Origin of the sequence: Cryobacterium sp. PH29-G1 (assembly GCF_030063365.1) — a bacterium.
Classification (GTDB): domain Bacteria; phylum Actinomycetota; class Actinomycetes; order Actinomycetales; family Microbacteriaceae; genus Cryobacterium.
In genome coordinates this window covers 38,220-64,171 of the sequence record NZ_JASISY010000010.1, presented here as the reverse complement: position 1 = coordinate 64,171, position 25,952 = coordinate 38,220, and the positions used below count along the sequence as shown (strand labels likewise).

Below are 25,952 nucleotides of genomic sequence, written 5' to 3'. Positions count from 1 at the left end.
GCTAGTTGCTAGTTGCTAGTTGCTAGTTGCTAGCTGCTGGTTGCTCAGGCAAACTGCACGCCCCGAGTCTGATTGACCAGACTCGGGGCGTGCAGTTTTTTGTTCGACGTGCAGGGTGCTGGTCACACCCGCACGTCGGCGGCGGTTTCTTCAAGGTCGGTCAGCTCCCGATCGACGGCATCCAGCTCAGCGGCTTCGAGGTCTGAAGCGCCGGGCGTTTCCGGATTCGGCGATTCTGGATCAGGAGCGGCTGCCCGAGCTTCGAACTCGGGCGCGGTCAGTTTGCGTGGTGAATCGTGGATGATGGCCGGTTCGGTCAGCAGTCCGATCTTGGTCTGGTCGATCCCCGGAAACTGCCGAGCGGTCACAAGCACTCGAGACTCGAGTGAATTGGCGAACTTGTTGTAGCTGTCCACGGTTCGTTCCAGCGCTTTGCGCAGCGACTCGGCGTGGCCGGACAACGCACCGAGCCTTTGGTACAGAGCGTTGCCGAGATCGAAAAGCTTTTGCGCTTCATCGGTCACCGCCTGCTGCTGCCAGGTGAAGGCGACCGTCTTGAGCACCGCCCAGAGGTTCACCGGCGACGCCAGAGCCACCCGCTTGCTGAACGAGTAGTCCAGAATCGACGGATCAGCTTCGAGCGCTGCCGACAGCAGGGACTCGCTCGGTATGAAGGCGATCACGAACTCCGGGCTGGCATCGAAGCCTTCCCAGTAGGTCTTTTTGGCGAGGGCATCGATGTGGGCGCGTACCGCCTTCACGTGCTTGTCGATGAGCGTTTTGCGACGTGCGCCCTCCTCGCCGGTGGCCGTGTAGGGAATCGTGCTGGCCTCGATGTAGTGCTCAAGCGGAACCTTCGCGTCGATCGCGATCGATTTGTTGCCGGGCAGGCGCACCACCATGTCCGGCCGGCCGAGCCCGGCATCCGTCGTGATATTGGTTTGGGTGTTGAAGTCCACGTATTGGGCCAGGCCGGCCGCTTCGACCACGCGCCGCAGCTGGGTTTCACCCCACACCCCGCGCGTGCTGTTGGAACGCAGCGCGCTGGCGAGTGATTCGGTGGTCACCCGCAGCTGCTGGTCGGAGATCTGGGCCTGCTTGAGCTGCTCAGCGAGAGAACCGTACTGTTCGCTGCGCTGGGACTCTAGTTCGGTGACCTTCTCCTGCATGGTGCGCAGGGTCTCCCGCACCGGGCTGAGGGCCTCCAACACGAGGTGCTCCCGCTTCTCCCGTTCGGACTGTAGCTGCTGGTCGGAACGCTGCCGATCAACGACTTCACGTGCCGTGGCCCGGTCATGATCGATTTGCGCGTTGAGTCCATCGACGGTGGCGAGTGCGGCGGACAGCTCACTCTGCAAGGCTGCCCGCACTGTCGCCTCACTCGCCCGTGCCTCGGCGAGGGCCATCTGGTGTCGGGCCTCGAGCACGACGGAATTATCACCCGGGTTGCTGGCGCCTTCCGCGCGACGGCGTTGCAGCAGCACAGTGGCCAGCAGCGCCCCCAGTGCGGCACCGATGACGAGACCGACAATCAAACTCAGCAGTGGATCCATGCCTTAAGTCTGTCAGCGCCCACCGACATCGTCGGAATGACACTCGGATCAGGCGAATTGCTGGCGTAGATTCGCTTTGCGGAAGAGTGCTCTGGTGTGAATCTGCCTAATTGAGCGCCATCGGACCGTGCGTTGAGGCATGTTCTTTGGTGGCGACCGGCCCGATCACTCCGACCTTGACCCGCGTCACGTGAGCCAGCCGCTCGAGTGTGTCGACCTCGTGGCGCTTGGCCGCATGAATCATGATGGCCGCGCACGCCTCGGCGTCGGCCAGGGCATTGTGGTGCGAGAAGTCCTCGAAGCCCGCCGCCATGGCCGCGATCGGCAACCGATACGACTCGAGATGATAGGTTCGGCGAGCCACCTGCAGGCTGCAGACGTAATGAAAATCGGGCACCGGCTGATCGGTCACGAGCGACGCCGTTTTAATCACACCGAGGTCGAAGCCGGCATTGTGCGCCACGAGATGGTCACCGTCGGCGAAGGCGACCAACCGCGGAAGCTGCTCGGACCAGCTGGCGGCACCCACGACATCCGCTGCGGTAATGCCGTGAATACGGGTGTTCCACTCGGAAAACGTGTCGTGACCAGGCGGGGGCGCAATGAGCCAATAGGCCGTGTCGACGACCACGCCGTCACGCACTTTCACCATGCCGACGGAGCACGCCGAAGCGCCCGAGGAGTTGGCGGTTTCGAAATCGATCGCGGTGAAATTCAGCACGCTTTATGCTCTCATGGGCCACCGACAGAGCCGACGGCGACGCGGCCGGTAGAATAATCTCTCGTGGCTCTTACAATTGCAATCGTCGGACTCCCCAACGTGGGAAAGTCCACCCTCTTCAACGCCCTGACCAAGAACAACGTGCTCGCAGCGAACTACCCGTTCGCAACGATCGAGCCCAACGTTGGAATCGTGAACCTTCCCGATTCGCGCCTGGCCGACCTCGCCACCATTTATGGCAGCAAGGCGCTACTGCCGGCACCGGTGTCGTTCGTCGACATCGCCGGCATCGTGCGCGGCGCCAGTGAGGGGGAGGGGCTGGGCAACAAGTTCCTGGCCAATATTCGAGAAGCGGATGCCATCGCTCAGGTCATTCGGGGATTCGCCGACCCTGACGTCGTGCACGTCGACGGCAAGGTCAACCCGGCCGGCGACATGGAAACAATCAACACCGAGCTGATTCTCGCCGACCTGCAGACCCTCGAGAAGGCCGTGCTGCGCTTCGAGAAAGAGGTCAAGGGCCGCAAGATGGCGCCGCTCGTTCTTGAGACCGCGCTCAAGGCGCAGGCCATTCTGGATGCCGGCCAGCCGCTGTCGTCGTCGACGCTCGACATTGATCCGATCAGCGAACTCGGTCTGCTGACCGCCAAGCCGTTCATCTACGTCTTTAATGTTGACGAGGAGGTGCTGCAGGACCAGGCCAAGCTCGACACCCTCGCCGCGCTCGTCGCCCCGGCGAACGCCGTGTTCCTCGACGCCAAACTCGAGAGCGAACTGAGCGAACTCGATGCCGAAGACGCCGCCGAGATGCTGGCCTCAACCGGCCAGTCCGAGAGTGGCCTCGACCAGCTCGCCCGGATCGGCTTCGACACCCTCGGCCTGCAGACCTACCTCACGGCCGGTCCGAAAGAGTGCCGCGCCTGGACCATCCACAAGGGTTGGACCGCGCCGCAGGCCGCCGGTGTCATTCACACCGACTTTCAGAAGGGCTTTATCAAGGCCGAAATTTTCTCCTTCGAGGACCTCATGGCCGCCGGATCGATCGCCGAGGCTCGGTCCAAGGGGAAAGCCCGCATCGAGGGCAAGGAATACGTCATGCAAGACGGCGACGTGGTGGAGTTCAGGTTTAACGTCTAGCGTTATTGACGTTGACCGTTATATATTGGTCACGTGATCAGGTCGTTCGGCAGCAAGGACACTGAAAAGATCTGGCACGAGCAGCACGTCAAGGGTGTCGACCGGACCGTACAGCGAGCCCACGCTGCGGAAACTGGAACTGGTCAACGCGGCCAAGGATGTCGAGGATCTTCGGATACCGCCGGGGAATCGTTTGGAGCGGCTGGTCGGTGACCGTCGAGGTCAGTACAGCATTCGGGTGAACGCCCAGTGGCGCATCTGCTTCGTCTGGAGAGAAGGAGGAGCGGACAATGTCGAACTCGTCGACTACCACTGAGAATGACATGATCGAGCCGATCCATCCGGGAGAGATCCTGATGGAAGACTTCATCGATGGATTCGGGATCACGCAGAACAAGCTCGCGGTCAGCATTGGGGTGCCGCCGCGCCGGATCAATGAGATCGTGCACGGCAAGCGGGGCATCACGGCTGACACAGCCATACGCCTGGCGCGGTACTTCGGAACATCGGAAGAGTTCTGGATGAACCTGCAGTCACACTATGAGCTGCGTCGCGAGCGCCGGGCGCTGCGGGACAAGGTTGCATTGATCACACCGCTGAAGGTCGCGTGACTACCTGACAGTTTGTCGACCGGGACTGCCTCATCATCGTGTACCTCGAGTGGCGGATTGAGGCCAGGAGGCGGGCGGTCTTCAGTCTCCGGAGCTCACGGGCAGGAGGTCCGACTCTCTCCTGATCATCACTGTGTCCAGCCGCGGGTCATTGATAAGCGCACGGTAGATCGGCTCTGTGCTCGCGATGATGAGCGAGTCGGGGTAGAGGTTGGTGCCCCAGGCGAAGTTCCCCAGGTCGTCATGGGCGAATTCCGGAATTCGGTCGGATGTCGCCTTCCGCATCAATTGTCGAATCGTGAGGTCGCTGCTGACAAAGTCATGGCCGAATTGATGAACAATCGGGCCGCCTGAATCAGTGGAAACGGAGCCATATCCTTCCCAGTACAAACAGTGCAGCACTGTATCGGGGGATGCCTGCAGCATGAGTGTGTCGGTGAACGCGCGTGCGGTCAGCGGGTCAAGACGGCCGCGCGCGGGTATCGGGGCTGGCTCGACTGACCTTTCGGATTCCGCATGTCGATCCCAGAGTTCGAACCAATCCGTTGAGTCGGCCAGCTCCATCCCGTCGGCCAGATAGGAGGACCACCGTCGTGCCCCTGGTGTGTCGGCGTGGCTGAATGAACGAACCGGTGCTGGTGAAGTGTGCCCGAAGCTCGAGGCGTGCCAGCGGGCCGCCGGGGCACTGGGGAATGCCATGCCCGGCCCATACCCCTTTTGACCCGTAGCTATTGGAGTGCGGCGCGAACGTGCGTGCGCAGCTCCGGGAGAACGTCGGCGACGAACCACGGGTTCTTTGCCAGCCAGCGGAAGTTCAGCGGCGACGGGTGCGCGAGCGGAAACCGCTCGGGAATGAATCGTCGATAGTCGCGCACGATGTCTGTCAGCGTCTTCTGTCGGGCCAACGGCAAATACTGAATCTGCGCATAGCGGCCGATCAGCAGGACCAACCGTATGTCGGGCATCAGCGCGAACAACGGCGGATGCCACCGTTCAGCGAACCCTCTTCGAGGCCGCAGATCGCCGCTGCGGGCGGCACCAGGATAGTAGAAATCCATCGGCAGCAGCGCGAACAATCCAGGATTCCGAAACTGCTCCTCTGTGACGCCCAGCCAGTCGATCAACCTCTTCCCGCTGGCGTCGTCCCACGGCACACCGCTCGCCTGCGCCTTGCGTCCGGGCGCCTGCCCAATCACCGCGATCTTGGCCCGCGCGGACGCCGCATACACAGGCTGCCATCCGTTCTGTTGCATGACCGCATTGCCCTCGTCGTCGACAATGGACTGTCTGATCGCGTCGAACGGGTCCATCAGGGACAGTGGACGACGTCGATACGGGCCGTAGACATGTCGACGCGGCCATCACGGAACGGAACGCCTTCCACTTCGAAAAGCGCGCGCGCTGCTCCTGCATGGCACGTGGCCGACGTGCCATCGGCGTAAACGACCCGCCACCAGGGTACGTCGTCGGCCAGTGACGCGACGGCCCGACCCGCCTGCCGAGGCCCTATTCCCAGTGCCCGTCCGATGTCGCCGTATGCTGCGACGCGTCCGGTCGGGATCGCCAAGACCACTGCGCGGACTTCCGCGACCGCGTTCATGCTCAACTTCTTCCAGCTTCGGGATAGGTGATCGTTCCGTCCTGCACCAGCGCGGATGCGTCCATTAGAGCCCGCCGGGTCGACGAGACTGACATGATGTCGAAGACCTCCACCCCGGCGACAATGAGCGCGTCCGTGATCAATCGCCGGTGACACCGCCACGGCACTGCCTCGCTGCACATGATCGCCGGTGTCGACTCGTCCGCGATCCGTCGCAGCTCAGCGAGGCCTGAGTGGAACGCCTCGGTCGCCATGTAGTCAGCGTAGTCACGGAATGACTTGACCCTCCACGCACCGTTTGGGCTCGGCACGCCGGTCGGCGTGTGTCTGCGGCCACCGAGGTCCCGGATCCACCGGTACCCGATGTCCGAGGGCAATGCCTCCTCGATCGCGACCTGGTTCCATTGCGGATACTTCCTCGACGAGGGGAACGCGCGCACGTCCACCAGATCGGTCACCCCGTTCGCACGCAGCATCGCCAGTACCTCATCAAGTTCACGAGTGGAGTGACCGATCGTGAACACCTGCGGCACTGCACGCCCGATTGACCGCTCCCTCGTCATGGACACCGGATCACTGAGTTCCAACGCGCGTGATCGCCGCCCGGCAACCCCGACACGGGTGCTCCTGTCAGCACGGTCATTGTGGCTGGTTCGCGCGCAATGCCGTAGTGACCGTTGCGGTGAGCTCGGCCCAGGAAGCGGCGAACTTCTCGATGCCCTCTCTCTCTAGGGTGGCGGTCACCTCGTCGTAGGAGATCCCGAGCGCGCTCAGGTTCTCGAGCAACTGCCGTGCCGGCCCGTAGCCGCCGGTGATGGTATCCCCACGAACCTGACCGTGGTCGGAGAAAGCCTCCAGGGTCTTCTCCGGCATTGTGTTCACCACGCCGGACACGACAAGCTCCTCCACATAGAGGGTGTCCCGCAGCGCAGGGTTCTTCACGCCCGTGGAGGCCCACAGCGGACGCTGCCGGTGGGCACCGAGGTCAAGCAGACGGGTGGCTCGAACGGTCGAGAACTCTCGGACGAACAGCTCGTGGGCCAGACGCGCGTTGGCGATACCGGCCAGACCCCGCAGTCCCAGGGCCGACGGTGTCCCGATCTGCTCCAGCTGCCGGTCCACCTCCGTGTCGACCCGGGAGACGAAGAACGACGCCACGGAACGGATGCCGGCCAAATCGAGCCCGGCCGCGTAGGCGCGCGCGAGACCGTCGAGGTAGGCGTCGATGACACCGCGGTAGCGGTCAAGACTGAAGATCAGGGTCACGTTCACGCTGATCCCGCGCGCGGTGGCCTCGGCGATCGCCTCCAGCCCCTCTTCGGTCGCGGGGATCTTGATATAGGCGTTCGGGCGCGCGACTGCGGCGTGCAGACGCTCGACCTCCTCAAGGGTGGCCGCCGCGTCATGGGCGACCGCCGGACTGACCTCGATCGACACCCGCCCATCGAGCCCGTCCGTGGCCTCGTACACAGGCAGGAAGACATCGCAGGCAGCGGCGACATCCGCGGTTGTGAGTGCGAACACCGTCTCGGTCACCGATGCGCCTGCGGCCGCCAACACGGCGAGCTGCTCGATGTAGGCATTCCCGCCTGCCAGTGCTGCCGCGAAGATCGTCGGGTTGGTGGTGATGCCCACCACGTTTCGCTCGGCGATGAGAGTTCTGAGGCCGCCCGATGAGATGCGCGCCCGGGACAGGTCGTCGAGCCAGATGCTCACCCCGGCGGAAGAGAGGGCCGCCGTATTCGAACCCGAGTGCTCGCCCATGCCCAACTCCTCACTTCGCTTTCGACGCTATGCGCAGTCATGATTTCTGTCAAGATTGATCGTTTTAGAAGTATGCGTCTGTCACTGTGTGTCCGTTGACGTCTGTTCGAGTTGTCGCTCACGGCTTGAGCGGCTGAGGGACGACCGAGCCGGCCAGTACAGCATCAGGATCAATGACCAGTGGCGGATCTGTTAATTGTGGACCGACGGTGGCCCAGAGGAGGTAGAGATCAATGACTATCACTGACAAGAGCGACAAGCTCGCGCCGATTCACCCGGGCGAAGTCCTTATGTTGGACTTCATTGAGGAGCTCGGCATCACCCAGAACAAGCTGTCCGTATCGATCCGCGTTCCGCCGCGACGGATCAACGAGATCGTCCATGGAAAGCACGGTATCTCGGCCGATACCGCCCTACGCTTGGCCGAATACTTTGGAACATCAGCGCAGTTCTGGCTCAACCTGCAGTCCCAGTTCGACCTCGATGTCGCTGAGGATTGTGTGGCAGGCGAAATTAACGCCATCGCCCCCTTCGGGGCGCGTGAACCTCCTTCCGCATTCCCCCCGCCAATGCGGGTCCTCCCGATCTGTGCGTCTGCATATGGGCGGTGTTGACTCAGTGGTGCCGGACGCGCTGTGTTTGCTGCACACGGTGGCCCAGACGGTTCGGGGTGAGCAGCCCGCGGGGCGCCCCTAGTGTCCGCGCGCGATCCAGTCGGCCAGATCCGGGGCCTCGGCCCCGATACTGGTCGACTCGCCGTGGCCGGTGTTCACGACGGTGTCGGCGGGCAGGGTGAGCAGCCTCGTGCTGATTGATTCGATGATCGTGGGGAAGTCACTGTACGAGCGGCCGGTCGCACCCGGTCCGCCGTGAAACAGTGTGTCCCCGCTGAACAGGGTGCCCAACGCCGGAGCGTACAAGCAGACCGAACCCGGCGAGTGCCCGGGGGTGTGGATGACCTGCAGCTCGACGCCGGCCACGCTGATGCGCGCTCCGTCGGCAAAGTCGCGAACCGGCGCATCCTGCGGGTAGATGACGTCCCACAGCATCCGGTCATCGGGGTGCAAATAGATTGGAGCATCCGCTGCTTCGGCGACCGCTCCCGCGGCTCCGATGTGGTCGTTGTGCCCGTGCGTGCTGAGAATGCCGAGCAGTCGGCGATTGCCGACGGCCGCGAGGATGGCATCCGCATCATGGGCGGCGTCGATGACGACACACTCGGTGTCGTCGCCGATGATCCAGACGTTGTTCTCCAATGCCCACGTTCCGCCGTCGAGGCTGAACGTGCCCGCGGTCACCAGATGGTCGATGCGGGCGGTCATTACAGCACCACCACGGAACGCAGCACGTCGCCGGAGGCCATCTTGGCGAAGGCCGCCTCGATGTCTTCGATTCCGATACGTTCGCTCACAAAATCGGCCAGCGGCAGCTTGCCCTGCAGGTAAAGCTCCGTGAGCATCGGGAAGTCGCGTTCCGGCAGGCAATCGCCGTACCAGGAGGACTTGAGCGAGCCGCCGCGGCCGAACACGTCAAGCAGAGGGATCTCGAGCATCATGTCGGGCGTCGGCACACCAACGAGAACGACGGTGCCGGCCAGGTCGCGGGCGTAGAACGCCTGCCGCCAGGTTTCGGGGCGGCCGACCGCGTCGATGACGACGTCGGCGCCGAAGCCGCCGGTGAGCGCCTGAACGGCCGCAACCACGCCGGCCTCGTCGAGCCCTGAGGAGTCGATAATGTGCGTGGCGCCGAACTCGGTGGCCTTATTGAGCTTCTTGGCGTCGCGGTCGATCGCGATGATGGTGGATGCCCCGGCGAGAGCGGCACCGACCACGGCTGCGTCGCCGACGCCGCCACAGCCGATCACGGCCACCGAGTTGCCGGGGGAGACATGACCGGTGTTCATGGCTGCGCCGATGCCGGCCATAATGCCGCAGCCGAGGAGACCGACCGCGGCGGGGTCCGCGTTGGGGTTCACCTTGGTGCACTGGCGTTCGTGCACGAGGGTCTTCTCGGCGAATGCGCCGATACCCAGCGCCGGACTGAGCTCGGTGCCGTCGGTGAGGGTCATCTTTTGCGCGGCATTAAAGGTGTTGAAGCAATACCAGGGCTCGGCCCGCTTGCAGGCGCGGCAGTCGCCGCAGACGGCCCGCCAGTTAAGCACGACGAAATCGCCGACAGAAACGTGCGTGACGCCCGCACCGATGATGCTTACCCGGCCGGCGGCTTCGTGGCCGAGCAGAAACGGGAAGTCGTCATTGATCCCGCCCTCCTTGTAATGGAAGTCGGTGTGGCAGACGCCGCAGGTGTCGATGTCGACGACGACCTCGCCCGGTCCGGGATCGGGAATGACGATGTCGGTGAGCTCGACGGGAGCACCCTTGGAACGGGCGATCGCGCCTTGGACGGTGATGGGCATGGAGCTCCTCGTGAAATGCGGGGCAATCGAAACGGTTGAAGACCAACCTAGCGAATCATCCTGATCGGGTGTTGGCCAGAATTGCGCCACCGGAGCGGTGTGGTTGTGTCAATCTAGGAGAGACTCCCGGAGGTAACGCGTGACGCTCAATCGCATCTTCAGTCGATCGGCACGCTCCCGCGCGCATAGAATCGCGGCCGTCACACTCTGTCTGACGGCAACGATCGCACTCGTCGCCTGCTCGCCTCAGGGCAACGCCGCGAACAAGTGGATGCTCGAACACCCCATCGTGCAGTCCTCCTCGATGCGCCTGGCCGGTTGCGAGGCGATGTGCGATCCCACCGTGACAGCAGAGATCAAGGACTCCGCCACCGACGACCAGGCTCGCCGGCTCGCCCGGGACTCTGCGGAATACCTCGTCGACAAAAACGACCTGAGCATCTCGCTGCAGTATCACGACGTATCGGTAATAGTTGATCACAACGCGACCACAACCTCGAGCCTGGCCGACAGCTGGCTGGTCATGGCGAACGATCCCACGGTCACCTCGGGGTATGTCTCGTCTTCTGGTCGGGGCCTGTACACGGCCAAGGACCAAATTCTCTCCGCTTATGCCGGGTACAGCGCCGCCAACGAGCTGCCGGTCGACGTCTCCAGCACGGGCGACACAGCGGGTTTCTCGGTGTCGAACGATGCGCGCACGCGCTCAGCGGATGCTGCGGATGCTACGTCGGCGACGTGCGCCACCAATGATGCACTCGTGGCCGTGGCCGGAGATCTACTCGCCGATACCACGGTCACGTCCATGGACGTCTCGATGTGCGGGGACGCCACGGTCGAGCTCGTGGATGCCGCAGCTCTGAAGCGCGTAGCTGCCACACTGCAAGCCCTCGTCGCTGAACCCACGCTCGCAGCGAGCACCTTCACAGTGTCAGTCGGGGGCGACACGTATTCGTCGTCCACCCGCGTGGTCAGCGTGGCGACGGCCGCTTACGGCCCGTTCCTGGATTTCCTTGATGCTCTGCCCGGCGTCACGCAAGACCGAACGGAGGAGGGAACGATCAGCGTCACCGTGGATGACGTCGATCGCTACGCGGCGGTCGTTACGGCTATCAACGCCGAGCCCCGGCCCGCCGGTCTGGGCATGGTCACGGTCAACACCGAGCAACGCTCGCTGTACGTGAACGGTGACGGCACCGTACCGGAACAGCTTGCCCTGCTCGATAGCGTCGCGAAACTCGGTACCGGCGCCGTTGCCATGTATATTTCTCCCACCGCGGTGAAGTTTCTCCCACCCGAGTACACCGCCGCGAAAGGGCATCAGATCGTCGACGTCGTTCTGGCCAGCGAGCTGTGGAAAACCCGACCGGTCACGATCGACGTCTTCGACCGCCCCATCATCTTCGCGGTCACCTGGAATGCGGGCGGCGACGATTTCACGGCGACCCGCTCCGATGGTACCGACGCCACCCAGAAGCTCATCTCCGATATCGCCGAGTATTGGACAGCCCAGCGCGCCACAGCGTAACGAGTGCACCGCAACACGTGCGCGTTCCTCTGTCGCGCTCTGGCACGGTTATATAGGTAGCGCACGCGATGCCAGCCGGGCAGTGGCACAATGGGCGCATGACGACACTGCACCTCACCAATGATGCCGCCGCAGACACCCTGCTCAGCGAGAACCCATTTGCTCTGCTCGTTGGCATGCTCCTCGACCAGCAGATCGCCATGGAGACCGCTTTCGTCGGCCCGGCCAAGATCCAGGCTCGCATCGGAGCGCTCGACCCGGCGACGATCGCCGGCTACGACGCGGATGCCTTTGTCGAGGTATTTCGGCAGTCTCCGGCCGTGCACCGTTTTCCGGGGTCGATGGCCAAACGCGTGCAAGAGGTTTCCGAAGTCATCGTGAACACCTGGAACGGCGACACGACCGCAATCTGGACCGCCGGTTCCCCCTCGGGACCCGAGATTCTGCGTCGGCTCAAAGCACTGCCCGGGTTCGGCGAGCAGAAAGCGAAAATCTTTCTTGCGCTGCTCGGCAAGCGACTCGGGGTCGATGCGGCTGGCTGGCGCGAAGCATCCGCTCCCTATGGGGAGGACGGAGCCTTTCGATCGGTGGCCGACATCGTCGACCCCGAATCACTCACCCGCGTGCGGGAGACCAAGCGTGCCGCGAAGGCGGCCGCAAAGGCGTAGTCTCGCGTGGTGAAGCCCCATTTCAGCGCGCAGACATTCGACTTTCTCGACGAACTCGAACACCGCAACGAACGTGAATGGTTCGAAGCGCACAAACCGACCTACGAGGTCGAGCTGAAACAATGCATGCTCACGGTGATCGACGCTCTCAACGATGCGATGGGAGACTTTGCCGGCGACCACGTTCGCCCGTCGAAGAAGGCCATGCTGCGCATCTATCGCGACGTCCGCTTCTCGAAAGACAAGACTCCCTACAAGACCCATCTCGCTGCATCCTGGCCGCGGCACGGGCTGGAAAAGACCGGGGGAGCCGGGTATTTTCTGCAGGTGGGGGTGCACGGCGTCATGGTGGCCGGCGGTGCGTATGCACCCCAGGCGCCGCAACTGCGTGCCATCCGCGACTATATCCTCGACCATCACGTTGAGTTGCGCGCGCTGCTGGCGGCGCCAGCGCTTCGCACGCTGGCGGAACCGCTGGAGGGCAACAAACTCAGCCGCCCACCGCGCGGGTTTCCGATCGACCACCCGGCAGCCGATCTGCTGCTCAATCGCAGCTGGGCGCTGTTGGCGATGCTGCCGGGCGACGTGGCCTTGGAGGAGAACTTCATCGACCTTGTTGTGGAGAGATTTCGAGCGTTGCAGCCCCTCATCGACTTTCTGAATATTCCCTTGGCTACGGCCACCCCGCTCGAGCAAGAAGCTGCCACGGGGCGGCGGCGTTCCGCCTAGTCCAGCGCCGAGATGCGGGAGAGGACTTGCTCCGGAACGGCCGCGAGCGGCACTTCACCCACGAGAAAATCGCCGTCCGGCAGCGCTGCCGTGTCGGTCGACCAGAAATCCGCTCCGATCACGGCGCCGCGAAGCTCACTGCCGTGCAGCTCGACCCGGTCATCGTGGCGCTGGGCGAGTGCCCACCGGTAATGATCGGTGACATTCGCGATTGGCGAATACGTCGACAGGGGCACCGGTGCCGTTCCGACCGTGGGCCCGCGATCGTCGAGCATGACCGCCATCAGTGGCAGTGCGGCGAATCCGCGTAGCCAGTCGGCGACGTACATGGAGGCGTTTTCGGCGTTGTCGGCATCGAGCCCCGACACGTCGGTCGCTCCCGAAAACGGATGCGTGCGCGCCAACCATTGCATGGGCGACGGAATTTGCAGCACGACCGGCACCCGCTGGGTCTGACTGAAGACCGTGGCGAGTTCGATGACGAACGCGGTCGTGTCGGCATCGTTGAGCAGGGTGCGGAGTGCATAGCCGGTACGGGACTTGGCACCCATTGATGCTTGTAGTTTCGGGTCGGCCGCTACACGCTCGGCGTAAAATCGATCGAGGCTCAGCAATGCAAGGTCAGACTTCAGAACGCCCTGAACCTGGCCGAAAAAATTCGCGTACGCCATCGGTTCCTGCCACGGCACGGGCTTGCCCTGCAAGAACACGGATTGCGCATAATCGTGGCTGTCCAGCACCACGGCCCGACGGCGGCCCGACGTTGGCACGGCCAGGAGCTCATTTAGCGAAATCGTCACGGTTTCTCCCATCAATCAAACAAACAAACAAAACGTTCGACCCGCGGCTGCGGGGCCGTAAGGAGACGGCCCCGCAGCCGCGGGTCAGCTAGTGAATATTAGGACTTGTGCGCGACGACTTCGCCGTACTTCTTTTCGAGTTCCCGCACGCGGGCCTCGAGCTTGGTGATCTTGAGTACCCGACGGTCCGGAACCATGATCAGCGGGAGCTCGGCGAGCTTGCCCTTGACCCGTTCCGGTTCTGCTCCACCCCAGTGGGTGGCGATCAGGTTTTCGTCGTCGTCCTGGCCCCAGGAACCGAAGTAGTGCAGCTCGGCCGGCGGCTCTTCCTGCACGAACTTCTGCACGAACTCCTTGTAGGGAGTGCCGCGCGAAATGCGATCGCGCCGCATCTGCGCCCGCAACTGGGCGGTCTGCTCCTCGTGCACGACGTAGGTGCCGGGCTCCCAGACCACGCCGTACATGGTCGACGCCGTGTGGGCGCTAATGCGGTCGAGTTCCAGGTCGGTCACCACGAGCTCCGGGTCGCGCTCCAGCACATCGCCGTAGCCGCCGCCCGCTCCCTGGGCGATCATGTAGAGCTCGCCCTCCTTCGCCACGTCGAACTGCAACCCCATGTGCGAGGACTGGTAGTCGCCGCCCTCAAACGGCTGCTCGTTCATCACTCGTTCCATCGAGAGGTTGAACTGCGTCGGATCCTTTTTGATGATGTCGTAGATGTTGACATTTTTCACCATCGCGAGGGGGTACACGGGGCAACCGTAGCCACCGAACATGCCGGGCACGGAGGAGAACTTCGATCCGCTCGTGACGGTCATGAAGCCCCAGCTGGGTGTGCCGCGCGAGGCGACCATCATTTCGTAGCCCATGCCTCCGCGAAACTTGCCGAAGCCCTGATTGTCACGAACGAGACGCTTACTGACGAGTTGCAGGAAGGGCACCTCCTCTTCCATGACTTCCTGCTCGCCGATGTCGGCCATCGCGCAGAACAGCGGAGCAACGGCGTCCTCACCATCACGGAAAGCCTTCGCTCCGCCGCCCATGCCGTTCAGGTCGGCGCACAGGTTACCGACCTGTTCGCCGTTTTGGGTGGTGCCGCCCCAGAGAAAGTCGTTGATCTGGTTGAACCAGGGCGCGACGACGTTGGAGTATTTCTGCGGTGCCGAGAACTGCATCTTGGCGAACGCGCTCTGCAAGGCGGAGAAACCGCGGAAGGAGGCCTGCAGTGATTGGCCGACGGGGGCGTCGTACCCGGCATCCGCCCAGCTGTGCTCTTCGGTGATGACCTCAATCGGGCTCATCGCTCCGGTGGAGCGTGGCAGGTCGGGCCACCAGTACGACAGAATCGCCTGCACCATGAACGCCTTGGTCGAGGCGAGCGGGGAGTTGATGGCGCGGTTGAGAATTTCGGGGCCGGTACCGGTGAGGTCCACGATCATACGCTCGCCCTTGATGGTGATCTTGCAGGCGAACTTGATCAGGATGTTTTCTTTCAGCGTCGAGTCGACGAACTGGTTGAACGTAACCGTGCCGTCGGGCAGTTCGCCGATGCGGCGGCGCACCTCGGTCTCAACGTCTTCCACGGTGACGCGCAGGGAGGCAACGAATGTCTCCTGCCCGACCTCGTCGATGAGACGGTCGACGGTGTCCATGATGCGGCGCACGGCGCCCATTTTCACCTTGATGTCGGCGAGCATGAGTTTCGGGTCGCGGGTGGAGTGCTGCAGAAAGGTCAGCAGGTCGCGCCGCAGGTGGCCCTTTTCCACGATCTTGATCGGCGAGGCCCGCAAGCCGTCATCGAAAGGTGTTTCGGAGCCGCTGGGCATACCGCCCGGCTCGCAGGCGCCGTTTTCACCCTCGTGAATGGTCGCGCCAACCCAGGCGATGATGACTCCGCCACGAATGACCGGCACCAGCATCGACTGGTCGGTGTTGTGCACCATACCGAAGCGGGAGTCGTTGTGGAAGAAACCGTCACCCTCGTTGATACCGACGGTGGGCTCATCCTTCCAGTTCTTCATGATGTAGCGGATGGGGTGGTGCAGCACCGAGGAGAACGCGATGACGCCACGATTGGAGAGATAGGTGACGTCACCCTCGGCGGTATAGACCGCGCAGGACAGGTCCGCCCATTTGGCGCCGGGAGCGGCGCCCATGCTCTCGCACATCTCGAACGCTTCGTCGAGGGCGCCGGCCAGGCGCTTGCGGATCCGGTCGATCTCCAGCGGGTCGATGCCCTCGGAGATGCACTTCTCCTCGTAGGCGGTGCGCGGCATGATTTCGTGGTGGCGCATAATGGCCGGGTCAGGTCCGAGGAAGAGAGTGGTCTCGTCCATGAACTTGTCGACCCACTGCTGCTCCTGCTCGGTCAGCAGCTGGGCTGCGCCGTCGTCGTTTCCACTGCTTGGTACGAATTCGTCAGTTGTCAGTGTCATGGTGCTCAAGCTCCTTTGCTTATGCGAAGTGTGACGGGGATGGTGGGAACGCTTAGTCGCTGAGCAGCCATACCGCTCCCTGCACGGTCGGCTCCAGGCGCCAGCCCGGTTCCACCAGATAGGTCGTGTTCTCGGTCGTGACAATCGCCGGACCGTGAATCACGTATTCGTGGTGGAGCGCCTCGGCATCGTAAACGGGGGTGTCGACCGGGCCGGCAATGCTGGTGAAGTGCACCGTACGGTGTGAGACCGGGGCTGGTTTGCTCTTTTCGCCGCCGATCTCGATCGACTCGAACTTAATGACTTCGCCCTCGATGAACGACGCCACTCGAATCGTCTGCACCCGGATGCCGGCCTCAGGTGCCTGCGTGCCCTCGCCGTAGCGCTCGCCGAATATTTCGGAGAACGTTTTGATCAGGTGCAGCACATCGGCGACCCCATTGACCCGGTTGATGTCGAACGCGACGGCCGTGGTGACGAGCTGGTTGCCGTAGCGCATGTCCATTTCGAGGCGGTAGCGCACATCGGCGCGGTCGTAGCCCTGACGCACCAGGTCTTCGGCACCCTTGGCTTCGAGTTCTTCGATGTACCCGTTCAGTGCCGCGTACTCGCTGTACAGGCTGCGCTTGATCGCCTCGTAGAGCACGACGTAGGCGCTGCGTTCGTGGATGTGCAGTGGACGCATGTTGCCGGCACCGAGCGCCGAGAATACGGAGGCGAACGGGGGAAACAGAATGCGGCTAATGCCGGCGCTGGTCGCGATGCCGCAGGCGTGCAACGGGCCGTTGCCGCCGTAGGCGAGCATGGTGTAATCCTCGATCAGGCCGCCACGCGAACGCAGCTCCTTCTCGATGCCGATCGCCATCTGCTCGTCAACGGTTTTCTTGATCACCTTGGCAACTTCGACCGCGTCCAGGTCGAGCTCGTCGCTGAGCGTCTCGTCAATCACGTAGATCGAGCGCTTCTTGTTGAGCTTGATGTGACCGTTGGCGTAGTTGTCCGGGTCGAGATAGCCGAGCACAAGGTCGGCATCGGTCACGGTGGGGCGCAATCCGCCGCGGTCGTAGCAGGCCGGGCCCGGGTCACTACCGGCCGACTCCGGTCCGATCTGAATCGCGTGGTGAATGCGGTTGTAAGCGGCGATGGAGCCGCCGCCGGCGCCGAGGGTGTTGAGGTGGATCATCGGTGCCGAGACCATCCAACGCCCGATGGTGGGTTGGAAGTCGTAGTGCCGCACCCCTCCCTCGGGTACCAGCCCGATGTCGAACGAGGTACCGCCCATGTCCATCGACACGACGTCGCCGAGCCCGGTCGATTCCGACAGGTGCTGGGCTGCGCCGACGCCGGCGATCGGTCCGGAGTGAATTGTTTGCAGGGCATCCGTTGAATTGGGCTGCGCCATGCCGCCCGAGTTGTGGATGACAAGCATGGGCTTTTCATAGCCGGAATCGCGCAGGTTGTTCGAGAGCTGGTTGAGAGCGAAAAACATCGTCTGGTGCAGAAAAGCGTCGACGATGGTGGCCATCGCCCGCACATATTCGCCCTTGCGGCCCGAGACCTGGCTGCTGAGCAGTACCGGAATCGACCCGAGCTCGTGCGAGGGGTACTCGTCGAGAATGATCTCGAGAATGCGGTCCTCGTGCACCGAGTTCTCGGTGGCGTTGGTCAAGGCAATGACGATGGCCTCTGCACCGTTGTCAACGAGTTCGCGCACCTGGGTGCGCACATCGTCGTACATCAACGGCACGAGCACCTCGCCGACCGAGTCGATGCGTTCCTTGACCGAACGGATGAGCCGGCGCGGCACGAGCGGTTCGGGACGCTGGGCATCGGGCATATCGCCCTGCTTGACGCCGTCGAGTCCTTCGCCGTAGCCGCGGCCGCGGGAGAGCGGGATGGTGTCTTCGAAGCCGTGGGTAACAATAGCGGCGACCCGCGGTCCCTTGCCCTCGATCAGGGCGTTGGTGCCGAGGGTGGTCGCGTAGCGCACGGAGTCGACTTCTTTGAGCGCGGTTTCCCGTGTGATGCCGGCCCGCTCACAGGCCCGGTCGAGGGCTTCGTTGAAGCCGAGGGCGAGGTTGTGATGGGTGGTGAGTGCCTTCGACTCGATGTACACGTCGTCCCAGACGAAGAAGCAGTCGCTGAATGTGCCGCCGATGTCTACGGAAATTCGTTTCACGGTCAGTGCCCTTCGGTGCGGTGTGCGTGGGAATGTGCGGACGAGGTATCAAACTGGGCGCTGAGGTCGGTCTCGGCGTTCTCGCCCGGACCGTAATTGATGACCTCTTCGGGGTTGCCACCGTGGATTTCCCACTTTTCGCGCAGCGAGTCGATGTCCCAGAGCATGTCAACGGTCGGGGGGTGCCCCGGCGGCAGGTACTCGGCCTCGATCTGGGTGCCGCAGGTGGGGCAGTAGAACTCCAGGATGCGGCAGAAGGTCGGGTCGGGAGAGAAGGTGAACTCGTACTTTTCCGGGTCAATCACCGGGGGGTGAATCTCCGTGGGGTCCCGGTCGTAGACCAGGGTGCCTTCCTTGTAGTTGCCGCGGGCGTCACCAAAGTCGTGAGCGCAGATGCGGCAGATCCACCGTTCGGTGTCGAGGTCGATGAGCAGGTATTCGGTCATGGGAACGCGCATTTTGTTTGTACCTTCCTTGGGAAACAAATTAGAACGTGTCGGTGAGCTGCAGGTCGCCGGCAGCGGAGACCGTGAGGGTCCAGCCAAGCGGCACACGTGCAGTGAAGAAGGGGCCCTCGACGATGGCCGGCCCGGCCGCCGTGGCACCGGGCTTCTGGTCGTCGAGCAGGTAGACCGGGGTGCTGTCGATCTGGGTGGCCGTGGAGCGCACCTGTCGGGTGTCGGAGGCCACGGCGGCGCTCGCCGCTGCGGCTGCACCACTGTCGATGGTCGGGTGCGGCAACTGGAAGGTGGCCTTGAGGGAGAGGATCTCTTCGCCGTCTTCGACGATGGTCGTCCAATCCAGCTCGCATTCGCTGAGGTCATGGCCTTCCTGGAACATGTCCTTGCCGGCATCCGCTTCCATCGCGATGCGCACCGCGCTCAGTTCGGCATCCGAGAACCCGGTCACGTGGGTTTCGTACGACTGGGCGATGTCGGAGAAGCTGATGCCGTAGGCCGAGAACACCGCGGCGAGCCGCGGTACCAGCACGGTGCGTACGCCGGCAATGCGCGCGGCACTGCAGGCGCTCATCGGCCCGCCGCCACCGAAAGCGGCGAGCGTTGTGTCGCCGGTGGGGCTCACGAGGTCGGCGAAGGACTGTGCCAGGTGGCTGGAGTAGCTGGCCTCCATGCGGATCAGCGCCTCCTCGAGGCTGATTCCCAGCGGGTCGGCGACGGTCTTCATGATGACCACGCGCGACCGCTCGGCGTCGAGGGCCATTTCACCGTTCAGGTAAGTGGCGGGGTCGAGTACTCCGAGAAGCAGGTTGACGTCGGTGATCGTGGCCGAGGTGCCACCGAAACCGAAGCAGGCCGGTCCGGGCGCGGCTCCGACACTTTCCGGTCCGACCGTGATCTCGCCGTCGTGCACGGCAATGATTGAGCTGCCGCCGACTCCGGTCGAACGTACGTCGCTCATCTCATACGAGATGTCGACACCTTGGATCGATCCGCGTCGGTCGACGGCGATCTCCCGGTTGGAGACGGTGCCGACATCCGTTGTTGTGCCGCCGACATCGATCATGAGCACGTTGTCGAGCCCATAGGCCTCGGCGAGGGCACGCGTGCCCTCAAGCCCACCGCGCGGTCCCGAAGAGTAGGTTTTCAGCGCCACGGACTTGGCAACACGAGAGGATGCGCCGTCGTTGCGGTAGATCAGAAGAGGGTTTTTTACCTTGTAGGCACGCAGCCGGTGTTCGGCGCTGTACAGAAAACGCTCCACCGTCGGGTGCAGAAAAGAATTGAGAATGCCCGACCAGACCTGACGGTGTCGCGACGTGTCCGAGGCGAATTCGCGGGAGAACAGAATCGGCACCGAGCCGAGAAGGTGTCGGGGAAAATTCTTGAGCATGGTGCGCTTGAACAGGTGCTCGCGCTCTGAGCTACCTGCGGCGACAACGAGACGCTCCGCGCCGGCCGTGGTCAGTCGGTTGATCTCGGCGACGAGCTGCTGGGCGAGTTCCTCCGGGGCGCCGTCGGCCGAGACAAGGCCGACTCGGTTACCGATCAGATCGGTGAACAGCGCGGCCGTCTCCTCCGACTTTCCCAGCAACTCGGGCAGCGCGGGATCGTCGGTGATGAGCCCGATCAGCGGGCCCTTGCGTTGCACGAGTGCGTTGGTGCCCTGCGTTGACGAATAGCGGATGTGCTGGGTCGAGTGCAGTAGGTCGGGCAGGTTCGCCTCGCCGTAGATCTGAACCGATGCCTTGGTCATGGCGTCGAAGAGACACTGGGACAAATCGACCGGGGTCGTGAGTGTCTTGGTGAACGTGAAATCCGTTCCGCTGGCGACGACAATGTCGGTGAGGGTGCCACCGTTGTCGATGTTGATCAATCGTTCCATGAGCGCTCCTTTGCGGTTTGTGGTGAGTGATCGATGCTCCCTGGGGAGCTTCGATATCAACAGTGCCTCCGCCGTGGCAACGTGCCGTGTCCCAGATTGGGACACATCGCCGCTGGCGCTCGCGGCAGGTAGGGCGCATGCTTGAAGTGTCCACAAGGGAGTCGATATGCACAGAATCGCCGAACGGCGAATCAAGATTGCTGCTGCGCGCGCCGATTTTCTGCGCTTCGGTCGCGCCGAAACCCAATCGGTTCCCGGTCTGGTGGCGGCCTCCTGGCACCGATCCGTCTCGGCTGGAGTCGATGCCGCATCATCTCAGGCGGTGTTTCACGGCGATTTGGATCTCACCGGCCGGCTTATGCGCTGCTCGGAACCGGTCATCGCCCGGCTGAGCGACGAGATGGCCGAGATGCCGCTGTCGATCGTGCTCACCGACTACAAGGCGAGAATCCTCAGTCGCTCCGAAACCGACAGGACGATCGGCACCCTGCTCGACGACGTGTCGCTGGCTCCGGGTTTCAACTATGCCGAGGCCAACGTGGGAACCAACGGGATCGGCACGGTGCTGGAGTCGGGCCAGCCGCTGTATATTGTGGGTCCCGAGCATTACCTGGAGCATTTGCAGCCGTTCGCCTGCGCGGGGAGTCCGATTCGTGACCCGCTGACCGGTCGGGTCGAGGGGGTGCTCGACATCAGCTGCCTGAGCGAACATTCCAGCCCGCTGATGCAATCCCTGGTGCGTTCGGCCGCCCACGAGATCGAGCGCAACCTGCTCGTCGATCGTAGTCAGCGGCAGCAGGCCCTGTTCGAGGCGTACGTGCGGGTGGATGCCCACACCCGCGGTGCCGTCATGGCGATCGGCGGAACTGTCGTCATGGGCAACGCGGTGGCGCAGAGCCTGTTCGCCCCCGATGAACAGTGGACCATCCACGAGCACGCCCGCTACCTGATGATCGCGCCGGGGCAGCCGATCGATGAGATTGAACTCCCTTCCGGCAAAGTCGTGCACATCCGCGGCAAGCGCGTCGTGGTCGGTCCCGACGTCGCCGGTATTGTCGTGGTCGTTGACATCGTGTCCGAGCCGGCGGCGGCAATCGGCGTCGGGCCTGTGGCCGTGGCTGCTGCTGCGGCCGGGTTCGGTCTGAGCCTGCTGCCTCCTGCGAGGCGCGAGCCGCGACCCAGCGCGCGGCTCAGCGAACACTCACGGGCGCCGTCAGCTGAGCGCGAGAGCGAATCGCACGATGTCGCGGCCATTCTTAGCGACATGTCATCGTTGCTCGGTAAGCGGGCATCGGCCAGTGTGGTGTCGGCGCTGACTGCAGGCTCGGCTTTGCTCGTTCTGGGCGAGGAGGGCGGCGGCAAGGTATCGCTCGTTGCGGAGCTGTTTGGTCATGTCGTGCCCACCGGTCGCAGCGCTGTCTACGGCGCCGATGAACTGAACGACCACGGCCTGCAACATTTTCTCGACCGTGACTCCTCGCGTGCGGCCGGCCAGTGCACGCTTCACATATTTCGCAATATTGATCGGCTCAACCCACCAGCCATCGCCCAACTCGACGCCTTTCTCAGCGCACGCGCCACGACCGCCAAAGAGTTGAACGGCGTCGCCGATGGCGTCGCCGTCACGGTGTCGCAACCCGATCTTCAGGCCGATCTGGTCGCTGCGCGCCCGTACACAGCCCTGCTGCACCATTTCGAAACCTCCGTCACGGTGGCGCCCTTGCGGCATCGCATCAACGATTTGTCCGACATCGTCACCCGGGTTCTCGCGCGGCGGGCAGGGTTGCGGCCCGCCACCGTGAGTGCCGGAGCGATGCGGGTCATCTCCCGCTATCCTTGGCCGGGCAATATCAGACAGCTCGAAGAGGCGCTCGACACGGCCCTGCTCGCGCGACCCGTCGGAGCGATCCAAGCCGAAGATCTGCCGGCCTATTGCCACGGTGGTGCGCCCCGTGTGTTGTCGGCGCTCGAAGCGGGCGAGCGCGACCTCATCGTCGGTGCCCTGCACAAGGCTGAAGGCAACCGGATGCGCGCGGCCGAGTCGCTGGGAATCGCGAGGTCATCGCTTTACCGTAAGCTGAAAAGCTTCGGTATCACCGTCACGGAGTCGTAGTCGCTGCAGGCGATCCGTTCGGATCGCGACCGGGACACCGAAAGTCGGGGCCTCCAGGGAGGCCCCGACTGCGATGACGAGCTTGCGCGTTACTGCGTTACTGCGTTACTGCGTTACTGCGTTACTGCGTGACCGGGTCGCCGGCCTGCTGGGCAGCAACGCTCGCGTGTACAGCGTCCATGTCGAGGCCTTGCACCCCGACGATGAGCTCATCGAGGCTTGCGGCGTTGAGCGCTCCGGGCTGGGAGAAGACGAGTACCTTGTCGCGGAAGGCCATAAGCGTCGGAATGGAACGAATACCGGCGGCCGAGGCCAGAGCCTGCTCCGCCTCGGTGTCCACCTTCGCGAAGGTGATCTCGGGGTATTTCTCCGATGCCGCGGTGAAGGTCGGGGCGAATGCGCGGCACGGTGCGCACCAGCCTGCCCAAAAGTCGACGAGCACGATGGCGTTGTCGGTGATGGTCGCGTCGAATGTTTTCTCGGTGATGTCGATGGTTGCCATGGTCCGAGTTTATACCCTACGGGGTATATGTGCAATGAGTGGTTAGGCGTGAGTTGCGCGCAGGCGCACTGCCGACCAGACAACGACGACGACGACGAGGGCCATAGCGCAAATGCCCAGTGTCGAATATCCGGCCAGCGCCAGAATCGGTCCGGCGAGCGCACCGCCGAGCGCGCCGGCTGCGTTCATGGAGAGGTCGGAGAATCCTTGCAGCGAGGAACGATCCTCAATCTCGACGGCTTCAGACACGAGGGCCGAGCCGGCCACAACGGATGCCGACCAGCCCAGTCCCAGAAAGATCAGGCCCAGGGTCATTGTGCCCTGGGTGCCGTCGCTGAGCCACGCCACGGTGAGCGCGACCAGCAGCATGGCCTGCCCGCCGAAAATAACCGGAATTCGCCCGACGCGGTCGGAGAGTGCGCCGAAAACGGGGGAGAGGGCGTACATTCCGGCGACGTGCAGGCTGATCGTCAGCCCCACGATGGTCAGCGTTGCCCCGTGGTCGCGCAGATGCACGGGGGCCATGGACATGAGCGCGACCATGGTGGCATGGCTGAGGGCGATGACGACCACGGCATAGCGGGCCGCCGCATTGCCACGCAGAATGGCCAGACCGCCGCTGGCGCGACGGATTCCCGCGCTTTTCGTTCGTGCGGCCAGAGCGGTCAGCAGCGGGTCTGGTCGCAGTCCGAGCGAATAGACCAGCGCTGCAGCGACCGTGGCGGCAAGCGAAAAGGCAAATGCGCCGGTCATCGCGGGAAGCCCGAGGGCGGCGCCGAGCGCTTCGCCCGGACCGAACAGGTTGGGGCCGAGCACGGCGCCAATGGTCGTCGACCAGACCACGATCGAGAGATCGCGGGCTCGAAAACGTGGGCTGGCGAGGTCGGTGGCCGCAAATCGGGCCTGAAGGTTTGTGGCCGATCCGGCACCGAGCAGCATGAGTGCGAGTAAGAGCAGGGGGAAGACATCCACGGCAACCGCGGTGATGGCGAGTATGGCGCCCACGCCCGCGGTGATCGAACCGGTCGCAAGGGACACGCGACGCCCGTGCGCCTGCGCCAGGCGGGCCAGCGGCACGGCCACGATCGCGGCGCCGAGGGTGCTCATGGTTGCTGCCATGCCCGACCAGGCACTCGATCCGGAGAGCTCGGCGGCCAACAATGCACCCAATGACAAGGTTGCGCCCATGCCGATTCCACCGAGAATCTGCCCGGCGATCAGCACCCGCACGACGCGTTTCTGCAATGCGGTGTGCATCGGAACGGTCTGCGGCTCAGCGCCTGACCCGCCCTGCTGCCCGTCCTGCTGCCCGGCCGGCGACGAGGTGGGTGGTACAGCCAGGGGCTGGGCCGGTGTTCTGTCGATATTCACGGTCTGATCCTCTTGGTCGCGGCCCGGACGGGCGTGCGACTCGATCTCGGGAGCCGCCTCAACTTCACTCTAGCGAGCAGTTCACCCGGACCACGACCGGGCGAAAACATAAATTTGCCTTTTGACGATATACCCCCTAGGGTATGTAATCATCGGGCACCGGCCCGGCCGCATCACCCCCATCGAAAGCAGCCCATGAAGAAAACCTTCGCCGTACTGGCTCTCGCTGTAACCGTCGTGCTCGGTCTGGCAGCCTGCTCTACTGCAGTCGAGCCGGTCGAGCTGGCCGCGGGCACCGTCATCGTTGACGTGCGCACGCCGAGCGAATTCGCCGCCGGACACCTGGACGGTGCCATCAACATCGACGTGCAGTCGACCACCTTCGACACCGATATTTCCTCGCTCCCGAAGGACGGCGACTACGTCGTCTATTGCGCTTCCGGAAACCGGTCGGCTGCGGCCACCACCCGCATGACGGACCTCGGCTTCACCGGCCTGACCGACGCACACGGAATGTCGGACGCCTCCGCGTCGACTGGTCTGTCGATCGTCACCACCCCGTAACCCGCGTTCAACCCGCCAATCACCAATCACCAATCACCAATCACTGAGGAGACACCATGTGCAGTCCTATTCGTTGCGAAAAATGTTCAAAAATCGGCTGGGTCGGCTGCGGCCAGCACGTCGATGAGGTCATGGCCGACATTCCGACCAGCCAGCAGTGCACCTGCCGGTAGAGCGAGCTTTGCGCCGACCGGCAATACCGGGCATCGTAGAGCCATGACAACTTCAGACGGTCACACGCACCGGCATGACGGAGAGCCGCAAGCGGACGCCGCAACCTTCTGGGAGGGCCGGTATCGCGAGAGTGACCGTGCCTGGAGCGGACGTGCGAACGCCGCGCTGGAGCGCGAGGCTGCCGACCTCGTTCCGGGCACCGCGCTCGACCTCGGCAGCGGCGAGGGCGGCGATGCGCTCTGGTTGGCGCAGAACGGATGGTCCGTCACGGCCGTCGATATCGCCCCCACCGCCCTCGCCCGCGGTGAGGCCACGGCGGTTGCGGCGGGCCTGGGCGACCGCATCCGCTGGGTCGCCGCCGATCTGGCGACCTGGCAGCCCACGGGCCCATTCGACCTCGTCACGGCACACTTTCTGCAGTCACCGGTCGAGCTGCCCCGCGAGATCATTTTGCGCCGCGCCGCTGCCACGGTCGCGCCGGGCGGGGTGCTCCTGGTGGTTGGCCATGCCCAGTTTCCGCCGTGGTCCAAGCACACTCCCGACGGCGTTGCCCTGCCGACCGCAGACGAGGTGCTCGCCTCGCTCGAGCTGCCCGCCGAGCACTGGACGATTCTCACCAAGGCCGCCATCAGCCGCACAGCCACCGGCCCGGACGGCCAGGTCGTTGACCTCGTCGACAGTGTTCTGACGCTCCGGCGCACCACTGCGGTCTAACCCGGTCGCTCGGGCTCCCCGGGCAATGAG

The 25,952-nt window shown here is 63.7% G+C and carries 26 protein-coding genes and 2 pseudogenes; 12 read left to right on the top strand and 16 right to left on the bottom strand.

The genetic code is table 11. The annotated features are described in order from the left end of the window. Positions 1-122: 122 nt before the first annotated feature. Both QMK22_RS12880 and QMK22_RS12875 read right to left on the bottom strand, forming a co-directional pair. Positions 123-1,553: a DNA recombination protein RmuC gene (locus QMK22_RS12880; RefSeq protein WP_283498049.1), complete on the bottom strand. Its 1,431-nt coding sequence runs from the start codon at positions 1,551-1,553 to the stop codon at positions 123-125. A 106-nt stretch (positions 1,554-1,659) separates the two neighbouring features. Beyond that, on the bottom strand, positions 1,660-2,274 hold the full coding sequence (locus QMK22_RS12875) for an exonuclease domain-containing protein (RefSeq protein WP_283498048.1): 615 nt from the start codon (positions 2,272-2,274) through the stop codon (positions 1,660-1,662). A gap of 63 nt (positions 2,275-2,337) precedes the next feature. Between QMK22_RS12875 and ychF the strand changes: the two genes are divergently transcribed. From ychF to QMK22_RS12860, 3 genes are all read left to right on the top strand, one after another. Next, entirely contained in the window at positions 2,338-3,411 is a 1,074-nt protein-coding gene (ychF, locus tag QMK22_RS12870) for a redox-regulated ATPase YchF (protein WP_283498047.1), read from the top strand. A gap of 94 nt (positions 3,412-3,505) precedes the next feature. Then, positions 3,506-3,727: a type II toxin-antitoxin system RelE/ParE family toxin gene (locus QMK22_RS12865; protein ID WP_283498046.1), complete on the top strand. Its 222-nt coding sequence runs from the start codon at positions 3,506-3,508 to the stop codon at positions 3,725-3,727. After that, on the top strand, positions 3,702-4,022 hold the full coding sequence (locus QMK22_RS12860; protein WP_283498045.1) for a HigA family addiction module antitoxin: 321 nt from the start codon (positions 3,702-3,704) through the stop codon (positions 4,020-4,022). The genes QMK22_RS12865 and QMK22_RS12860 overlap by 26 nt, the downstream gene beginning before the upstream one ends. A gap of 81 nt (positions 4,023-4,103) precedes the next feature. Here QMK22_RS12860 and QMK22_RS12855 read toward each other — a convergent pair whose 3' ends face one another. The 5 genes from QMK22_RS12855 to tal form a co-directional block, all read right to left on the bottom strand. Then, complete coding sequence (locus QMK22_RS12855; protein WP_283498044.1) at positions 4,104-4,586, bottom strand: hypothetical protein; 483 nt, start codon at positions 4,584-4,586, stop codon at positions 4,104-4,106. A gap of 164 nt (positions 4,587-4,750) precedes the next feature. Then, positions 4,751-5,332, bottom strand: coding sequence for a uracil-DNA glycosylase family protein (locus QMK22_RS12850; protein WP_283498043.1), 582 nt, complete (start codon positions 5,330-5,332; stop codon positions 4,751-4,753). Continuing rightward, positions 5,332-5,622 (bottom strand): MGMT family protein, encoded by a 291-nt coding sequence (locus QMK22_RS12845; RefSeq protein WP_283498042.1) that lies wholly within the window; start codon positions 5,620-5,622, stop codon positions 5,332-5,334. The genes QMK22_RS12850 and QMK22_RS12845 overlap by 1 nt, the downstream gene beginning before the upstream one ends. Positions 5,623-5,624: 2 nt before the next feature. Continuing rightward, a complete protein-coding gene (locus QMK22_RS12840; protein ID WP_283498105.1) occupies positions 5,625-6,185 on the bottom strand; it encodes a DUF488 domain-containing protein in 561 nt (186 codons plus the stop codon). A 76-nt stretch (positions 6,186-6,261) separates the two neighbouring features. Further along, the gene (gene tal / locus QMK22_RS12835) at positions 6,262-7,386 is read right to left on the bottom strand and encodes a transaldolase (RefSeq protein WP_283498041.1); all 1,125 of its coding nucleotides are present in this window, start codon (positions 7,384-7,386) and stop codon (positions 6,262-6,264) included. A 118-nt stretch (positions 7,387-7,504) separates the two neighbouring features. Here tal and QMK22_RS17585 point away from each other — a divergent pair. Beyond that, positions 7,505-7,582: pseudogene (locus tag QMK22_RS17585) on the top strand (type II toxin-antitoxin system RelE/ParE family toxin); the annotation flags it as partial. 37 nt (positions 7,583-7,619) lie between these two features. Beyond that, positions 7,620-7,916, top strand: a pseudogene (locus QMK22_RS12830) (HigA family addiction module antitoxin); the annotation flags it as partial. A 162-nt stretch (positions 7,917-8,078) separates the two neighbouring features. Here the strand turns inward: QMK22_RS12830 and QMK22_RS12825 are convergent. Both QMK22_RS12825 and QMK22_RS12820 read right to left on the bottom strand, forming a co-directional pair. Further along, positions 8,079-8,708: an MBL fold metallo-hydrolase gene (locus QMK22_RS12825; protein ID WP_283498040.1), complete on the bottom strand. Its 630-nt coding sequence runs from the start codon at positions 8,706-8,708 to the stop codon at positions 8,079-8,081. Further along, entirely contained in the window at positions 8,708-9,802 is a 1,095-nt protein-coding gene (locus tag QMK22_RS12820) for an S-(hydroxymethyl)mycothiol dehydrogenase (protein ID WP_283498039.1), read from the bottom strand. The genes QMK22_RS12825 and QMK22_RS12820 overlap by 1 nt, the downstream gene beginning before the upstream one ends. Positions 9,803-9,941: 139 nt before the next feature. Here QMK22_RS12820 and QMK22_RS12815 point away from each other — a divergent pair, with 139 nt between their 5' ends. The 3 genes from QMK22_RS12815 to QMK22_RS12805 all read left to right on the top strand — a co-directional run bounded on the left by QMK22_RS12815 (position 9,942) and on the right by QMK22_RS12805 (position 12,727). Next, complete coding sequence (locus QMK22_RS12815; protein WP_283498038.1) at positions 9,942-11,330, top strand: hypothetical protein; 1,389 nt, start codon at positions 9,942-9,944, stop codon at positions 11,328-11,330. 98 nt (positions 11,331-11,428) lie between these two features. Beyond that, positions 11,429-11,998, top strand: a complete 570-nt coding sequence (locus QMK22_RS12810; RefSeq protein ID WP_283498037.1) for an HhH-GPD-type base excision DNA repair protein — start codon at positions 11,429-11,431, stop codon at positions 11,996-11,998. A gap of 9 nt (positions 11,999-12,007) precedes the next feature. After that, positions 12,008-12,727 (top strand): DUF2461 domain-containing protein, encoded by a 720-nt coding sequence (locus QMK22_RS12805; RefSeq protein ID WP_283498036.1) that lies wholly within the window; start codon positions 12,008-12,010, stop codon positions 12,725-12,727. Here the strand turns inward: QMK22_RS12805 and QMK22_RS12800 are convergent. The 5 genes from QMK22_RS12800 to QMK22_RS12780 form a co-directional block, all read right to left on the bottom strand. After that, positions 12,724-13,527, bottom strand: coding sequence for a hypothetical protein (locus QMK22_RS12800; protein ID WP_283498035.1), 804 nt, complete (start codon positions 13,525-13,527; stop codon positions 12,724-12,726). The genes QMK22_RS12805 and QMK22_RS12800 overlap by 4 nt on opposite strands. A 98-nt stretch (positions 13,528-13,625) precedes the next feature. Beyond that, entirely contained in the window at positions 13,626-15,962 is a 2,337-nt protein-coding gene (locus QMK22_RS12795; protein WP_283498034.1) for a hydantoinase B/oxoprolinase family protein, read from the bottom strand. A gap of 52 nt (positions 15,963-16,014) precedes the next feature. Continuing rightward, positions 16,015-18,141, bottom strand: a complete 2,127-nt coding sequence (locus tag QMK22_RS12790; protein WP_283498033.1) for a hydantoinase/oxoprolinase family protein — start codon at positions 18,139-18,141, stop codon at positions 16,015-16,017. 2 nt (positions 18,142-18,143) lie between these two features. Next, positions 18,144-18,599 (bottom strand): acetone carboxylase subunit gamma, encoded by a 456-nt coding sequence (locus QMK22_RS12785; protein WP_283498032.1) that lies wholly within the window; start codon positions 18,597-18,599, stop codon positions 18,144-18,146. Between the two features lie 28 nt (positions 18,600-18,627). Next, positions 18,628-20,484 carry a hydantoinase/oxoprolinase family protein gene (locus tag QMK22_RS12780; protein WP_283498031.1) on the bottom strand — a complete coding sequence of 619 codons (1,857 nt, stop codon included), beginning with the start codon at positions 20,482-20,484 and terminating at the stop codon, positions 18,628-18,630. Between the two features lie 166 nt (positions 20,485-20,650). Between QMK22_RS12780 and QMK22_RS12775 the strand changes: the two genes are divergently transcribed. Next, the gene (locus QMK22_RS12775) at positions 20,651-22,597 is read left to right on the top strand and encodes a sigma-54-dependent Fis family transcriptional regulator (protein ID WP_283498030.1); all 1,947 of its coding nucleotides are present in this window, start codon (positions 20,651-20,653) and stop codon (positions 22,595-22,597) included. A gap of 121 nt (positions 22,598-22,718) precedes the next feature. On the opposite strand, the gene QMK22_RS12770 is transcribed toward QMK22_RS12775, so the two are convergent. Both QMK22_RS12770 and QMK22_RS12765 read right to left on the bottom strand, forming a co-directional pair. Then, complete coding sequence (locus tag QMK22_RS12770; protein WP_283498029.1) at positions 22,719-23,099, bottom strand: thioredoxin family protein; 381 nt, start codon at positions 23,097-23,099, stop codon at positions 22,719-22,721. Positions 23,100-23,141: 42 nt separating this feature from the next. Continuing rightward, entirely contained in the window at positions 23,142-24,470 is a 1,329-nt protein-coding gene (locus tag QMK22_RS12765; RefSeq protein ID WP_349361066.1) for an MFS transporter, read from the bottom strand. Between the two features lie 195 nt (positions 24,471-24,665). Here QMK22_RS12765 and QMK22_RS12760 point away from each other — a divergent pair, with 195 nt between their 5' ends. From QMK22_RS12760 to QMK22_RS12755, 3 genes are read left to right on the top strand one after another with little or no spacing between them, the layout of a single operon-like run. Beyond that, positions 24,666-25,034 carry a rhodanese-like domain-containing protein gene (locus QMK22_RS12760; protein ID WP_283498028.1) on the top strand — a complete coding sequence of 123 codons (369 nt, stop codon included), beginning with the start codon at positions 24,666-24,668 and terminating at the stop codon, positions 25,032-25,034. A 56-nt stretch (positions 25,035-25,090) separates the two neighbouring features. Continuing rightward, positions 25,091-25,207 (top strand): DUF8730 family Cys-rich protein, encoded by a 117-nt coding sequence (locus tag QMK22_RS17580; protein WP_502857651.1) that lies wholly within the window; start codon positions 25,091-25,093, stop codon positions 25,205-25,207. A gap of 43 nt (positions 25,208-25,250) precedes the next feature. Next, a complete protein-coding gene (locus QMK22_RS12755; protein ID WP_283498027.1) occupies positions 25,251-25,922 on the top strand; it encodes an SAM-dependent methyltransferase in 672 nt (223 codons plus the stop codon). Positions 25,923-25,952 lie beyond the last annotated feature (30 nt).

Excerpts from the sequence above, each read along its gene's own strand:
- QMK22_RS12880 (WP_283498049.1), bottom strand. The coding sequence starts at position 1,553 with ATGGATCCACTGCTGAGTTTGATTGTCGGTCTCGTCATCGGTGCCGCA.
- QMK22_RS12860 (WP_283498045.1), top strand. The coding sequence starts at position 3,702 with ATGTCGAACTCGTCGACTACCACTGAGAATGACATGATCGAGCCGATC.
- QMK22_RS12855 (WP_283498044.1), bottom strand. The coding sequence starts at position 4,586 with ATGGAGCTGGCCGACTCAACGGATTGGTTCGAACTCTGGGATCGACAT.
- QMK22_RS12850 (WP_283498043.1), bottom strand. The coding sequence starts at position 5,332 with ATGGACCCGTTCGACGCGATCAGACAGTCCATTGTCGACGACGAGGGC.
- QMK22_RS12845 (WP_283498042.1), bottom strand. The coding sequence starts at position 5,622 with ATGAACGCGGTCGCGGAAGTCCGCGCAGTGGTCTTGGCGATCCCGACC.
- QMK22_RS12840 (WP_283498105.1), bottom strand. The coding sequence starts at position 6,185 with ATGACGAGGGAGCGGTCAATCGGGCGTGCAGTGCCGCAGGTGTTCACG.
- tal (WP_283498041.1), bottom strand. The coding sequence starts at position 7,386 with ATGGGCGAGCACTCGGGTTCGAATACGGCGGCCCTCTCTTCCGCCGGG.
- QMK22_RS12825 (WP_283498040.1), bottom strand. The coding sequence starts at position 8,708 with ATGACCGCCCGCATCGACCATCTGGTGACCGCGGGCACGTTCAGCCTC.
- QMK22_RS12820 (WP_283498039.1), bottom strand. The coding sequence starts at position 9,802 with ATGCCCATCACCGTCCAAGGCGCGATCGCCCGTTCCAAGGGTGCTCCC.
- QMK22_RS12810 (WP_283498037.1), top strand. The coding sequence starts at position 11,429 with ATGACGACACTGCACCTCACCAATGATGCCGCCGCAGACACCCTGCTC.
- QMK22_RS12795 (WP_283498034.1), bottom strand. The coding sequence starts at position 15,962 with ATGACACTGACAACTGACGAATTCGTACCAAGCAGTGGAAACGACGAC.
- QMK22_RS12785 (WP_283498032.1), bottom strand. The coding sequence starts at position 18,599 with ATGCGCGTTCCCATGACCGAATACCTGCTCATCGACCTCGACACCGAA.
- QMK22_RS12780 (WP_283498031.1), bottom strand. The coding sequence starts at position 20,484 with ATGGAACGATTGATCAACATCGACAACGGTGGCACCCTCACCGACATT.
- QMK22_RS12775 (WP_283498030.1), top strand. The coding sequence starts at position 20,651 with ATGCACAGAATCGCCGAACGGCGAATCAAGATTGCTGCTGCGCGCGCC.
- QMK22_RS12770 (WP_283498029.1), bottom strand. The coding sequence starts at position 23,099 with ATGGCAACCATCGACATCACCGAGAAAACATTCGACGCGACCATCACC.
- QMK22_RS12760 (WP_283498028.1), top strand. The coding sequence starts at position 24,666 with ATGAAGAAAACCTTCGCCGTACTGGCTCTCGCTGTAACCGTCGTGCTC.
- QMK22_RS17580 (WP_502857651.1), top strand. The coding sequence starts at position 25,091 with ATGTGCAGTCCTATTCGTTGCGAAAAATGTTCAAAAATCGGCTGGGTC.
- QMK22_RS12755 (WP_283498027.1), top strand. The coding sequence starts at position 25,251 with ATGACAACTTCAGACGGTCACACGCACCGGCATGACGGAGAGCCGCAA.